The 12,414-nt window shown below is 64.7% G+C and carries 14 protein-coding genes; 11 read left to right on the top strand and 3 right to left on the bottom strand.

The window, feature by feature from the left end; all coding sequences use genetic code 11:
- Positions 1-42: 42 nt before the first annotated feature.
- Genes lipA through I3K84_RS11530 form a run of 3 tightly spaced genes read right to left on the bottom strand, consistent with a single transcriptional unit; the run spans position 43 to position 2,041 of the window.
- On the bottom strand, positions 43-1,023 hold the full coding sequence (gene lipA / locus I3K84_RS11540) for a lipoyl synthase (RefSeq protein ID WP_011803762.1): 981 nt from the start codon (positions 1,021-1,023) through the stop codon (positions 43-45).
- Between the two features lie 17 nt (positions 1,024-1,040).
- Positions 1,041-1,733, bottom strand: a complete 693-nt coding sequence (lipB, locus tag I3K84_RS11535; protein WP_196994540.1) for a lipoyl(octanoyl) transferase LipB — start codon at positions 1,731-1,733, stop codon at positions 1,041-1,043.
- 11 nt (positions 1,734-1,744) lie between these two features.
- Entirely contained in the window at positions 1,745-2,041 is a 297-nt protein-coding gene (locus I3K84_RS11530) for a YbeD family protein (protein WP_088887827.1), read from the bottom strand.
- 240 nt (positions 2,042-2,281) lie between these two features.
- Between I3K84_RS11530 and I3K84_RS11525 the strand changes: the two genes are divergently transcribed.
- From I3K84_RS11525 to I3K84_RS11475, 11 genes are all read left to right on the top strand, one after another.
- Positions 2,282-2,770 (top strand): ATP synthase subunit I, encoded by a 489-nt coding sequence (locus I3K84_RS11525; protein ID WP_172205504.1) that lies wholly within the window; start codon positions 2,282-2,284, stop codon positions 2,768-2,770.
- 22 nt (positions 2,771-2,792) lie between these two features.
- Positions 2,793-3,656, top strand: a complete 864-nt coding sequence (gene atpB / locus I3K84_RS11520) for a F0F1 ATP synthase subunit A (protein WP_012655375.1) — start codon at positions 2,793-2,795, stop codon at positions 3,654-3,656.
- Positions 3,657-3,707: 51 nt separating this feature from the next.
- Entirely contained in the window at positions 3,708-3,956 is a 249-nt protein-coding gene (gene atpE, locus I3K84_RS11515; RefSeq protein ID WP_011803767.1) for a F0F1 ATP synthase subunit C, read from the top strand.
- Between the two features lie 35 nt (positions 3,957-3,991).
- Positions 3,992-4,462 carry a F0F1 ATP synthase subunit B gene (locus I3K84_RS11510; protein WP_103738591.1) on the top strand — a complete coding sequence of 157 codons (471 nt, stop codon included), beginning with the start codon at positions 3,992-3,994 and terminating at the stop codon, positions 4,460-4,462.
- An 11-nt stretch (positions 4,463-4,473) separates the two neighbouring features.
- Positions 4,474-5,016, top strand: coding sequence for a F0F1 ATP synthase subunit delta (locus I3K84_RS11505; protein ID WP_011803769.1), 543 nt, complete (start codon positions 4,474-4,476; stop codon positions 5,014-5,016).
- 46 nt (positions 5,017-5,062) lie between these two features.
- Positions 5,063-6,622 carry a F0F1 ATP synthase subunit alpha gene (gene atpA, locus I3K84_RS11500; RefSeq protein ID WP_011803770.1) on the top strand — a complete coding sequence of 520 codons (1,560 nt, stop codon included), beginning with the start codon at positions 5,063-5,065 and terminating at the stop codon, positions 6,620-6,622.
- Positions 6,623-6,640: 18 nt separating this feature from the next.
- Positions 6,641-7,507: a F0F1 ATP synthase subunit gamma gene (gene atpG, locus I3K84_RS11495; RefSeq protein ID WP_011803771.1), complete on the top strand. Its 867-nt coding sequence runs from the start codon at positions 6,641-6,643 to the stop codon at positions 7,505-7,507.
- 42 nt (positions 7,508-7,549) lie between these two features.
- Positions 7,550-8,956 (top strand): F0F1 ATP synthase subunit beta, encoded by a 1,407-nt coding sequence (gene atpD / locus I3K84_RS11490; RefSeq protein ID WP_196994539.1) that lies wholly within the window; start codon positions 7,550-7,552, stop codon positions 8,954-8,956.
- Between the two features lie 75 nt (positions 8,957-9,031).
- Positions 9,032-9,448 carry a F0F1 ATP synthase subunit epsilon gene (locus I3K84_RS11485; RefSeq protein ID WP_011803773.1) on the top strand — a complete coding sequence of 139 codons (417 nt, stop codon included), beginning with the start codon at positions 9,032-9,034 and terminating at the stop codon, positions 9,446-9,448.
- A 130-nt stretch (positions 9,449-9,578) separates the two neighbouring features.
- On the top strand, positions 9,579-10,679 hold the full coding sequence (locus I3K84_RS11480; protein ID WP_196994538.1) for a ligase-associated DNA damage response exonuclease: 1,101 nt from the start codon (positions 9,579-9,581) through the stop codon (positions 10,677-10,679).
- Positions 10,679-12,358: an ATP-dependent DNA ligase gene (locus tag I3K84_RS11475; protein ID WP_196994537.1), complete on the top strand. Its 1,680-nt coding sequence runs from the start codon at positions 10,679-10,681 to the stop codon at positions 12,356-12,358. The genes I3K84_RS11480 and I3K84_RS11475 overlap by 1 nt, the downstream gene beginning before the upstream one ends.
- Positions 12,359-12,414: the final 56 nt, after the last annotated feature.

Genomic DNA, 12,414 nt, shown 5'->3' with positions numbered 1-12,414 from the left:
TGTCAGTATTGGCCTAGAGGTCGATTTGACTTGTATTCCGAGTCAAACGCCAGCGGCGTGCGCCTGCTGGTCGGCGTGGTAGCTGGAGCGCACCATGGCACCCACTGCGGCGTGGCTGAAGCCCATCTTGTAGGCTTCTTCCTCGAACATCTTGAAAGTGTCGGGGTGCACGTAGCGGCGCACGGGCAGGTGGCTGTTGCTGGGGGCGAGGTACTGGCCGATGGTCAGCATCTCGATGCCATGGGCGCGCATGTCGCGCATGACTTCCAGAATTTCCTCGTCCGTCTCGCCCAGGCCCACCATCAGGCCGCTCTTGGTGGGCACGCCGGGGTGCAGTTGCTTGAACTTCTTGAGCAGGTTGAGGCTGAACTGGTAGTCGGAGCCGGGGCGCGCTTCCTTGTACAGGCGCGGCACGGTTTCCAGATTGTGGTTCATCACGTCCGGGGGCGCGGCCTTGAGGATTTCGAGCGCACGGTCGTCGCGGCCGCGGAAGTCGGGCGTGAGGATCTCGATCTGCGTGCTGGGCGAGAGTTCGCGGGTACGCTGGATGCACTCCACGAAGTGGCCCGAGCCGCCGTCGCGCAGATCGTCGCGGTCCACGCTGGTGATGACCACGTACTTCAGGCGCAGCGCGGCAATCGTCTTGGCGAGGTTCAGCGGCTCGTCTTTGTCCAGCGGGTCGGGGCGGCCGTGGCCCACGTCGCAGAACGGGCAGCGGCGCGTGCACTTGTCGCCCATGATCATGAACGTGGCCGTGCCCCTGCCAAAGCATTCGCCGATGTTGGGGCAACTGGCTTCCTCGCACACCGTGTGCAGCTTGTGCTCGCGCAGGATGTTCTTGATCTCGTAAAAGCGCGTGGTGGGACTGCCTGCCTTCACGCGGATCCACTCGGGCTTCTTGAGCACCTCGCCCTGCTCGACCTTGATCGGGATGCGCGACAGCTTGGCTGCGGCCTTCTGCTTGGCCAGCGGGTTGTAGGCTTCGGTGGACTGCGCTTCGCGCACGACGTCGGGAGTGCTCATGGCTGCTGAGGGAGAGGTCAGGGCGCGAGGCGGCGTGCGAGCTGTTGGCCCAGCATGGCCGCGGCATCGTCCCAGGGGATGTGGACGCCGATTGTAGAAAGGTCCACCGTTTGCAAACCTGCGTAACCGCAAGGGTTGATGCGCGAGAAGGGTTCCAGGTCCATGGCGACGTTCAGCGCCACACCGTGGTAGGTGCAGTGGCGCGCGACCTTGATGCCCAGCGCGGCGATCTTGCCCAAGCCGGTGAAGTCCGGCTGGGGTGGGCCATCGGCGTGGGTACGTTTTTGCGGACGCTGCGGCAGCATGTTGTGGCCGTGCGGATCGTCCAGGCGCACGTAGATGCCGGGCGCGCCGGCCACGCGGTGGCCCGTCACGCCGTAGTGGCCCAGCGTGCGGATCACGGCTTCCTCAATGCGGTACACGTATTCCTTGACGTAGTAGCCCGCACGGCGCAGATCGATGAGCGGGTAGGCCACGACCTGGCCGGGGCCATGGTGCGTCACCTGCCCGCCGCGGTTGGTGGCAACGACGGGGATGCCGCCGGGCGAGAGGACGTGGTCGCTCTTGCCGGCCAGGCCCTGTGTGTACACCGCGGGGTGCTCACAAATCCACAGCTCGTCGGGCGTCTCGTCAGTGCGCTCCTCCGTGAAGCGCTGCATGGCGGCCACCGTGGCCGGGTAGTCCACCCGGCCCAGCATGCGCAACTCCATGGTGCGGACGTTCAGAGCACGACCTTGACCATCGGGTGCGAGGTCAGAGCCCGGTACAGATCATCGAGCTGCTCCCGGCTGGTGGCAGTCACGGTGATGGTCACGCCCAGATAGTTGCCCGCGCGGCTGTCGCGCAACTCGATGGTGGAAGCGTCGAAGTCGGGGTCGAAGCGGCGCGCAACCTCGGTGACGGCATGCACGAACCCGTTCACGTTTGCTCCCATGACCTTGATGGGAAAGCGGGACGGATATTCGATCAACGAGTCCTTGCGAGGATCGGCGGAAGAGGGCTGGTTGGGCGTCGTCATTAGGCTCTTTCAAGGCCGGAGGGGCCGAAGGGAAGGGGATGCCCCAAGCGGGTGGCAATGGTATACCCGCGGTTCGCTGTGGCTTTAGGCGGGCCCCGTGGCCGCGCTGCACCACAATGGGCGTTGGCGCGTTGCCACAATGGTGCGGCTATGTGCAGTGATCCACCCGCGCTCCGTTACCGATTGTGGATCGGCCGGGGTTTTTACTTATAATCAAGGGTTTTGTGAAAGTTTTGGTCTGTGGCGCAGGCGTCTTCCAACGATAAAAAAATCGCCTCCGAGACTGAATCTGAGGTTGAGGATTCCGACTTCAAGCCCCTGACTGCACAAGAGGCGCGGGAGTGGCGGTCACGCCATCCGGCGCTGTCGGTCTGGCGCATTGTCTGGGGCCAGGCGGCGGTGGGGGCGGCAGTGGCCCTGCTGGCATGGTGGCTGACGGGCAGGCTGCCGGTGGCATGGTCCGCCGGGTACGGGGCTTTGTCCGTCGTGGTGCCGGCGGCGCTGTTTGCCCGTGGCATGGCGCGCACGCGCTCCACGGCTGGTGCTGCGATGGTCGGGCTTCTGGGTTGGGAGTTGGTCAAGATTGCATTGACCGTCGCCATGTTGGCGGCGGCGCCCCGGGTAGTGCCGGGGCTCAGTTGGCTGGCGTTGCTGGTCGGCATGGTGGTAACGATGAAAACGTACTGGATCGCGCTGCTGGCGCGGCCTGGTGTCCGACGAACCGATTGATATTTGAGAGAAGAGTTGTCCGATGGCCGCAGATGCGCACGCCCCGACTGCAAGTGAATACATCGTTCACCACCTGCAGCATCTCCAGAACATCAAGCAGAAGTCCATCATCGACTTCTCGGTTGTCAACCTCGATTCCGTTGCCGTCAGCGTGATCTTGGGTGTTTTGGGTCTGTTCGTCATGTGGCTCGCTGCCCGCACGGCCACTTCCGGCGTGCCAGGCCGCTTCCAGGCGGCTGTCGAGATGCTGGTCGAGATGGTGGACAACCAGGCCAAGGCCAACATCCACAACGCGCAAAGCCGTAAGTTCATTGCACCTCTGGCGCTCACCGTGTTCGTCTGGATTTTCCTGATGAACGCCATGGACCTGCTGCCGGTGGACCTGCTGCCCGTGCTCTGGCAGGGCGCCACAGGTGACTCGCATGCCTACCTGCGCGTCGTTCCCACCGCCGATCTGTCCACCACCCTGGGTCTGTCCAGCGCCGTGCTGATCCTGTGCTTCGTGTACAGCATCAAGATCAAGGGAATGGGCGGCTGGGCGCATGAACTGGTGACCGCGCCCTTCGGTACCAGCAAGAACCCCGTTTTCGCCCTGATCCTGGGCGTGGTCAATCTGCTCATGCAGATCATTGAATACGTTGCCAAGACCGTGTCGCATGGCATGCGACTGTTCGGCAACATGTACGCTGGTGAGTTGGTGTTCATGCTGATTGCCCTGATGGGTGGCGCAGCGGCTATGTCGCTCTCTGGTGTGTTGCTCCCCGTGGGGCACATCATTGCGGGCTCTATCTGGGCGATCTTCCACATCCTGATCATCACCCTGCAGGCCTTCATTTTCATGATGCTGACGCTGATTTATCTCGGCCAGGCGCATGAAGCTCACTGATCCTTTCGTTTCCTTTCTCAACCTTCCTTTCTTTTCATCCTAGGAGTCATCATGGAAAACATTCTCGGTCTCGTCGCTCTGGCTTGTGGTCTGATCGTGGGCCTCGGCGCTATCGGCGCTTCGATCGGTATTGCCCTGATGGGTGGCAAGTTCCTGGAATCCTCCGCACGCCAGCCTGAGCTGATCAACGAACTGCAAACCAAGATGTTCATCTTGGCAGGTCTGATCGACGCCGCCTTCCTGATCGGCGTGGCCATCGCTCTGCTGTTCGCTTTCGCCAACCCCTTCGTTCTGGCCTAAGCCTCCGTCAACGCCCTAGAAAGAAAGGTGTTGCCGTGAGTATCAACGCGACCCTGTTCGTTCAGGCCATTGTTTTCCTGATCCTGGTGCTGTTCACGATGAAGTTCGTGTGGCCCCCGATTGCGAAGGCGCTGGATGAGCGAGCCCAGAAAATCGCCGATGGTCTCGCAGCTGCCGATCGTGCCAAGACCGAGCTTGCTGCTGCCGACCAGCGTGTGAAGCAGGAACTGGCTGCCGCCAGCAACGAAGCCGCGACACGCTTGGCCGACGCTGAGCGCCGCGCACAGGCCATCATCGAAGAGGCCAAGGCGCGCGCCAACGACGAAGGCAACAAGATCGTCGCTGCTGCCCGTGCCGAGGCCGAGCAGCAAGCGATCCAGGCACGTGAAGCCCTGCGCGAGCAGGTGGCGGCCCTGGCCGTCAAGGGGGCTGAGCAGATTCTCCGCAAGGAAGTCAATGCCGGCGTTCATGCCGATCTGCTGAACCGTCTGAAGACCGAGCTGTAAGGGAGCATTCAATGGCTGAACTCGCCACCATTGCCCGCCCTTACGCCGAGGCGCTGTACAAGGCCTGCACCGACCAAGCCGGTGTGGACCTGAATGGCGCCACAGCCTGGGTGGACGAGCTGGCGGCGATTGCCGCCAATCCCCAATTGCGCCAACTGGCGGACAACCCCAAGGTGACGGGCGAGCAGGTGTTCGACGTCATCGTGGGCGTGGCCCGCTCGGCATTGCCTGACCTGGCCAAGAACTTCCTGCGTACCGTGATCGACAACGGGCGCGTGCAGGCGCTGCCTGAAATCGCGGCCCAGTTCCGTACGCTGGTCAATCGCAGCCACGGCACTTCGGATGCCGTGGTGTACAGCGCCTTCCCGCTGGATGCGGGGGCTCTGACCGATGTGGGTGCCACGCTTGAAAAGCGCTTCGGTCGCAAGCTCAATCTCTCCGTGCAGTTGGATGAGACCCTGATCGGCGGCGTGCGCGTGGTGGTGGGCGACGAGGTGCTCGACACTTCCGTCAAAGCCCGTCTGGAACAAATGAAAGCTGCCCTCACCGCCTGATGGGCGTGAGGTCTCGGCTATACCCCCAAGAAAGAAGGAAAGAGTCATGCAACTCAATCCCGCAGAAATTTCTGAACTGATCAAGAGCCGCATCGAAGGTCTGGCAGCCAGCAGCGACATCCGCAACCAGGGCACCGTGGTGTCCGTGACCGACGGTATCGTGCGCGTCCACGGCCTGTCGGACGTGATGCAGGGCGAAATGCTCGAATTCCCTGCTGCGGCAGACGGTCAGCCCTCCTTTGGCCTGGCCCTGAACCTCGAGCGCGACTCCGTCGGCGCTGTGATTCTGGGCGAGTACGAACACATTTCTGAAGGCGATACCGTGAAGTGCACGGGCCGCATTCTGGAAGTGCCGGTGGGCCCGGAACTGATCGGCCGCGTGGTGAACGCTCTCGGCCAGCCGATCGACGGCAAGGGTCCGATCAACGCCAAGATGACGGACGTGATCGAGAAGGTCGCTCCCGGCGTGATCGCGCGCCAGTCCGTGGACCAGCCGCTGCAAACCGGCCTGAAGTCCATCGACTCCATGGTGCCAATCGGCCGTGGCCAGCGTGAGCTGATCATCGGCGACCGCCAGACCGGCAAGACGGCAGTGGCCATCGACGCCATCATCAACCAGAAGGGTCAGGGCGTGACGTGTATCTACGTCGCCATCGGCCAGAAGGCATCGTCGATCAAGAACGTGGTGCGCGCTCTGGAACAGGCCGGCGCCATGGAATACACCATCGTCGTGGCGGCTTCGGCTTCCGAGTCCGCCGCCATGCAGTACGTGTCGGCCTACTCCGGCTGCACGATGGGCGAATACTTCCGCGACCGTGGCGAAGACGCGCTGATCGTGTACGACGATCTGTCCAAGCAAGCTGTGGCCTACCGCCAGGTTTCGCTGCTGCTGCGCCGCCCGCCAGGCCGCGAAGCCTTCCCCGGCGACGTGTTCTATCTCCACAGCCGCCTGCTGGAGCGTGCAGCCCGTGTGAATGCCGACTATGTGGAAGCCTTCACCAAGGGCGAGGTCAAGGGCAAGACGGGTTCGCTGACCGCACTGCCCGTGATCGAAACCCAGGCCGGCGACGTGTCTGCCTTCGTTCCAACCAACGTGATCTCGATCACCGACGGTCAGATCTTCCTGGAAACCAGCCTGTTCAACGCTGGTATCCGCCCCGCCATCAACGCCGGTATCTCGGTGTCGCGCGTGGGTGGTGCCGCCCAGACCAAGCTGATCAAGGGCCTGTCCGGCGGTATCCGTACCGACCTGGCCCAGTACCGTGAACTCGCGGCGTTCGCGCAGTTCGCCTCCGACCTGGACGAAGCCACGCGCAAGCAGCTGGATCGCGGCGCCCGCGTGACGGAACTGCTCAAGCAGCCCCAGTACAGCCCGCTGAGCACGGCCCTGATGGGCGCGACGCTCTTCACGGTGAACAAGGGCTTCCTGGACGACGTGGACGTGAAGAAGGTGCTGGCCTTCGAAGCCGGCCTGCACCAGTACCTGAAGACGAGCCACGGTGCGCTGCTGGACCGCCTGCAGCAGAACCGCGCGTTCGACAAGGAAGGCAAGGACGAGGCCGAACTGACGCAAGCCATCACGGCGTTCAAGAAGTCGTTCGTTTAAATCGGACGAGGAACCATCATGGCAGCAGGTAAGGAAATACGCGGCAAGATCAAATCGGTGGAAAACACCAAGAAGATCACCAAGGCCATGGAAATGGTGGCCGCGTCCAAGATGCGCAAGGCGCAAGACCGCATGCGTGCCGCCCGACCCTATGCCGAGAAGGTGCGCAACATTGCCGCCCACCTCGGCGAGGCCAACCCTGAGTACGTGCACCCTTTCATGAAGGCGAACGATGCGAAGGCGGCTGGCATTATTGTCGTGACGACCGACAAGGGCCTGTGCGGAGGCATGAACACCAACGTGCTGCGCGCCGTCACCACCAAGCTGCGCGAACTGCAGTCTACGGGTGTCGATGTGCAGTCCGTCGCTATTGGCAACAAGGGGTTGGGCTTCCTCAACCGCGTGGGTGCCAAGGTCGTGGCGCATGCCACCGGGCTGGGCGATACGCCGCACCTGGACAAGCTGATCGGACCGGTGAAGGTGCTGCTGGATGCTTACGCGGAAGGCAAGATCAACGCGGTGTACCTCAGCTACACCAAGTTCATCAACACCATGAAGCAGGAATCGGTGGTGGAGCAGTTGCTGCCCCTGTCGTCCGAGCAAATGCAGGCCCAGAAGACCGGCCATGGTTGGGATTACATCTACGAGCCTGACGCGCAGAGCGTGATCGATGAACTGCTGGTGCGCTATGTCGAGTCGCTGATCTACCAGGCAGTGGCAGAGAACATGGCCTCGGAGCAGTCCGCGCGCATGGTGGCCATGAAGGCCGCCACCGACAACGCCGGTAACGTCATCAACGAGCTCAAGCTGGTCTACAACAAGACGCGCCAAGCGGCGATCACGAAAGAACTTTCGGAGATCGTTGCAGGTGCCGCGGCAGTCTGACGCCGCCTTCGGGTCTCGGTTTAAATTTTTGGAGCAAATCAAATGGCTCAAGTGCAAGGCAAGATTGTTCAATGTATCGGCGCCGTGGTGGACGTGGAGTTCCCGCGCGACCAGCTGCCCAAGGTGTATGACGCCCTGAAGCTCGAGGGCTCGCCCCTGACGCTGGAAGTGCAGCAGCAGCTGGGCGACGGCGTGGTGCGTACCATTGCGCTCGGTTCTTCGGACGGCCTCAAGCGTGGCCTGATGGTCACGAACACCGGCAACCCCATCACCGTGCCCGTGGGCAAGGCCACGCTGGGCCGCATCATGGACGTGCTGGGCAACCCCATCGACGAGCGCGGCCCCGTGGACCAGAGCCTGACGGCTTCCATCCACCGCAAGGCCCCCGCTTATGACGAGCTCAGCCCTTCGCAGGAACTGCTCGAGACCGGCATCAAGGTGATCGACCTGGTGTGCCCGTTCGCCAAGGGCGGCAAGGTGGGCCTGTTCGGTGGCGCCGGCGTGGGCAAGACCGTGAACATGATGGAGCTCATCAACAACATCGCCAAGGCGCACTCGGGTCTGTCCGTGTTCGCTGGCGTGGGTGAGCGTACCCGCGAGGGCAACGACTTCTACCACGAGATGGCCGACTCCGGCGTCGTGAATCTGGAGAGCCTGGGCGAGTCCAAGGTGGCCATGGTCTACGGCCAGATGAACGAGCCCCCGGGCAACCGTCTGCGCGTGGCCCTGACCGGCCTGACCATCGCCGAGTCCTTCCGCGACGAAGGCCGCGACGTGCTGTTCTTCGTGGACAACATCTACCGTTACACGCTGGCCGGTACCGAAGTGTCCGCCCTGCTGGGCCGGATGCCTTCCGCCGTGGGCTACCAGCCGACGCTGGCCGAGGAAATGGGCCGTCTGCAAGAGCGTATTACCTCGACCAAGGTCGGGTCCATCACGTCCATTCAGGCCGTGTACGTGCCTGCCGACGACTTGACCGACCCGTCGCCTGCCACCACCTTCGCCCACCTGGACTCCACCGTGGTGCTGTCGCGTGACATCGCCGCTCTGGGTATCTACCCTGCCGTGGACCCGCTGGACTCCACCAGCCGCCAGCTGGACCCGCAGGTCGTGGGTGAAGAGCACTACCAAGTGGCCCGCCAAGTGCAGGGTACCCTGCAGCGCTACAAGGAACTGCGCGACATCATCGCAATTCTGGGTATGGACGAGCTGGCCCCCGAGGACAAGCTGGTCGTGGCCCGTGCCCGCAAGATCCAGCGTTTCCTGTCGCAGCCGTTCCACGTGGCCGAGGTGTTCACGGGCTCGCCTGGCAAGTACGTGCCGCTGTCCGAGACCATCCGCGGCTTCAAGATGATCGTGGCTGGCGAATGCGACCACCTGCCCGAGCAGGCCTTCTACATGGTGGGCACCATCGACGAAGCCTTCGAAAAGGCGAAGAAGGTGGCCTGATGGTCCGAAGGCCGGCCCCGCGTCCGGCCCTCGTGAGCCTCACAGGCTTGCCATTCCCTTTTTCTAGGAGCAAAGATGAACACCATCCATGTTGATGTGGTCAGTGCCGAAGAGTCCATCTTCTCCGGCGAGGCGCGCTTCGTCGCGCTGCCCGGCGAAGCGGGCGAATTGGGCATCTATCCGCGCCACACGCCACTCATCACCCGCATCAAGCCGGGTTCGGTGCGCATCGAATTGCCTGACGGCAATGAAGAGTTCGTTTTCGTGGCCGGTGGCATTCTGGAAGTGCAGCCCGACTGCGTGACCGTGCTGTCCGACACCGCCATCCGTGGCCGTGACCTGGACGACCAGAAGGCGCAGGAAGCCAAGGCTGCGGCCGAGGAAGCACTGAAGAACGCCAAGAGCGAGATCGATCTGGCCCGCGCCCAGTCCGAGCTGGCCGTGATGGCAGCGCAGATTGCCGCGCTGCGCAAGTTCCGCCAGAAGCGCTGATCGACTGATCGCCTTTCATCGCAAAAGCCGCCTTCGGGCGGCTTTTGTCGTTATGGGTGGGCCCGCTATGGCGCTCGTCCATCGGCGCCGTCCGACGCCAGCCAGGCCCAACGCGGCGCTAGCATGGGCCATGGTCAACCCTTTGGCAGAGTCTGCGGCAGACGACCTGGTGGTAGCGCGCCCCGAAGGGCTGTATTGTCCACCGGGTGGCTTTTACATCGACCCCTGGCGGCCGGTGGACCGGGCCGTCATCACCCATGGCCATGGCGACCACGCGCGGCGCGGGCATGGACACTACCTGGCGCACGAGCACAGCGCGGGTATCCTGCGCGGTCGGCTGGGGGCGGACATCGCTTTGCAGACGCTGGCCTACGGCGAACCCCTGCACCACAACGGCGTGCGTATCTCACTGCACCCTGCGGGCCATGTGCTGGGCTCGTCCCAGGTGCGACTGGAGCACGGCGGTCGCGTGTGGGTGGCCTCGGGTGATTACAAGCTGGAGGCCGACGGCACCTGCGCGCCGTTCGAGCCCGTGCGCTGTGACACGTTCATCACCGAATCCACCTTCGGCCTGCCCATCTACCGTTGGCCCGCCCAGGCCGTCCTGCAAGCCCAGATCAACGACTGGTGGCGTTCCAACGCGGCCATGCGCCGCCCTTCGGTGCTGTTTTGCTATGCGTTCGGCAAGGCGCAGCGCATCCTGCATGGCGTAGATGCCAGCATTGGTCCGCTGCTCATGCATGGCGCGGTGGAGCCCCTCAATGCCGCTTACCGCGCCGCCGGCGTGCGCCTGCCGCCCACGCAGGGGGCCACCGACGCGTCACTGGATGCGGCGACACGCGAGACCGCGCTGGTGCTGGCGCCGCCCTCGGCCCAAGGCAGTCCGTGGATGCGCCGCTTCCCACGCCACGCCGATGCCTTTGCCAGCGGCTGGATGCAGCTGCGCGGCACGCGTCGCCGCCGCGGGGTGGATCGTGGTTTTGTGCTCTCCGATCACGCAGACTGGCCGGGCCTGCAGCAGGCGATTGCCGCCACGGGGGCCGAGCGCGTGTTCGTCACCCACGGCAGCGTGGCCGTCATGGTCCGCTGGCTGCGCGAGCAAGGGCTGGATGCCCAGGCTTTCGCCACCGAATACGGCGACGAGGACGAGGCAGCGCCGGCCGACGCGCCAACTGCAGCGCCCACTGCACCGGAAGGCGACGCAGGCGACGCGGCCGGAGGCACCTCCTGATGCAGGCCTTTGCCGCGCTCTACCAGGCGCTGGATGCCAGCACGTCCAGCCTCGCCAAGCAGGCCGCGCTGCGCGACTATCTGCGGGGTGCGCCACCCGAGGATGCCGCCTGGGCCGTCTACTTCCTCGCGGGTGGCAAACCACGCCAACTCGTGCCCACCAAGCTGCTGCGCGCGGTGGCGCGCGAAGCGGCGGGGTTGCCGGAATGGCTGTTCGACGAAAGCTACGAGGCTGTGGGCGATCTGGCCGAGACCATCGCACTGCTGTTGCCCCCGCCCACGCAGGCGCACGCCCTGGGGCTGGCCGCATGGATGCGCGAACACCTGCTGCCGCTGCGCGGCCTGGCGCCCGACACCCAGGCTGAACGGCTGGGTGCGCAATGGGCGCGGCTGGCGCCCGAGGAGCGGCTGGTGTACTTCAAGCTCATCACGGGGGCCTTCCGCGTGGGCGTGTCGCGCTTGCAGGTCACGCAGGCGCTCGCGGCCGTGAGCGGCGTGGACGCCAAGCGCATCGCCCAGCGCCTCATGGGCTACACCCACGTGGGCGCGCAGCCCGGGGCGGCCGACTACCAGCGCCTCGTGGCGCCCGAGGGAGACAGTGCGGGCGCGCAGGCTGCGGAGGCCCAGGGCCATCCCTATCCCTTCTTTCTGGCGCACCCGCTGCAGCTGCCGGTGGCGCAGTTTGACGCCGCGCTCGGCCCGCCGGCGGACTGGATCGTGGAATGGAAGTGGGACGGCATCCGCGCCCAGCTCGTGCGGCGCGCTGGCGCCACTTGGCTGTGGTCGCGCGGGGAGGAGTTGGTGACCGATCGCTTCCCCGAACTGCAGGCGCTGGGCGACGAAGCCCTGCCCGACGGCACGGTGCTCGACGGCGAGATCGTCGTCTGGCAGCCCGCGCGAGCGGATGCGCCGGCGCAGCCGCGCCCGTTTGCCGACCTGCAAAAGCGCATCGGCCGCAAGTCGCTGGGCCCCAAGCTGCTGCGCGAGGTGCCCGTGGTGCTGTTGGCCTACGACCTGCTGGAGGAGCACGGCCAGGACCTGCGCGGCCTGCCGCTGCAGGCGCGGCGCGCGCGGCTGGACGCGCTGCTGGCGCGCACCGACCACCCGGCGCTGGTGCCCAGCCCGGTGCTGCAGGGACAGAGCTGGGCAGAACTGGCCCGCCTGCGGGACAGCGCGCGTGCCCTGGGCGTGGAGGGCATGATGCTCAAAGGGCGCACGGCGCACTATGGTGTGGGCCGCACGCGGGACGTGGGTATCTGGTGGAAGTGGAAGATCGACCCGATGAGCGTGAACGCCGTGCTCATCTATGCGCAGCGCGGCCATGGGCGCCGCGCCAGCCTGTACAGCGACTACACGTTCGCCGTGTGGAGTGCGCCGCAGGGCACCGAGGGGCGCACGCTGGTGCCGTTTGCCAAGGCGTATTCGGGCCTGACCGATGCCGAGATGGCGAGGGTGGACGCCATCATCCGCAAGACCACGGTGGAGAGCTTCGGCCCGGTGCGCAGCGTGCGGCCCACGCTGGTGTTCGAACTGGGTTTTGAGGGCATAGCGCGCAGCGCGCGGCACAAGAGCGGCATCGCCGTGCGCTTCCCGCGCATGCTGCGCTGGCGTGAAGACAAGCCGGTGGACGAAGCCGATTCGCTGGATACGCTGGCAGCGCTGTTGCCTGCTACGCCCTGATCTGGTGCTATGAATATAAGAGCTGCTGGCGCTGGATGGACGGGCGCTGCGGGCCA

Origin of the sequence: Diaphorobacter sp. JS3051, from assembly GCF_015832135.1 — a bacterium.
In the GTDB taxonomy this organism is placed as follows: Bacteria; Pseudomonadota; Gammaproteobacteria; order Burkholderiales; family Burkholderiaceae_C; genus Diaphorobacter; species Diaphorobacter nitroreducens.
Note: the sequence above shows the minus strand (reverse complement) of the source record. Positions and strands in the feature narration are given on the sequence as shown.

Excerpts from the sequence above, each read along its gene's own strand:
- lipA (WP_011803762.1), bottom strand. The coding sequence starts at position 1,023 with ATGAGCACTCCCGACGTCGTGCGCGAAGCGCAGTCCACCGAAGCCTAC.
- lipB (WP_196994540.1), bottom strand. The coding sequence starts at position 1,733 with ATGGAGTTGCGCATGCTGGGCCGGGTGGACTACCCGGCCACGGTGGCC.
- I3K84_RS11530 (WP_088887827.1), bottom strand. The coding sequence starts at position 2,041 with ATGACGACGCCCAACCAGCCCTCTTCCGCCGATCCTCGCAAGGACTCG.
- atpB (WP_012655375.1), top strand. The coding sequence starts at position 2,793 with ATGGCCGCAGATGCGCACGCCCCGACTGCAAGTGAATACATCGTTCAC.
- atpE (WP_011803767.1), top strand. The coding sequence starts at position 3,708 with ATGGAAAACATTCTCGGTCTCGTCGCTCTGGCTTGTGGTCTGATCGTG.
- I3K84_RS11505 (WP_011803769.1), top strand. The coding sequence starts at position 4,474 with ATGGCTGAACTCGCCACCATTGCCCGCCCTTACGCCGAGGCGCTGTAC.
- atpA (WP_011803770.1), top strand. The coding sequence starts at position 5,063 with ATGCAACTCAATCCCGCAGAAATTTCTGAACTGATCAAGAGCCGCATC.
- atpG (WP_011803771.1), top strand. The coding sequence starts at position 6,641 with ATGGCAGCAGGTAAGGAAATACGCGGCAAGATCAAATCGGTGGAAAAC.
- atpD (WP_196994539.1), top strand. The coding sequence starts at position 7,550 with ATGGCTCAAGTGCAAGGCAAGATTGTTCAATGTATCGGCGCCGTGGTG.
- I3K84_RS11485 (WP_011803773.1), top strand. The coding sequence starts at position 9,032 with ATGAACACCATCCATGTTGATGTGGTCAGTGCCGAAGAGTCCATCTTC.
- I3K84_RS11480 (WP_196994538.1), top strand. The coding sequence starts at position 9,579 with ATGGTCAACCCTTTGGCAGAGTCTGCGGCAGACGACCTGGTGGTAGCG.
- I3K84_RS11475 (WP_196994537.1), top strand. The coding sequence starts at position 10,679 with ATGCAGGCCTTTGCCGCGCTCTACCAGGCGCTGGATGCCAGCACGTCC.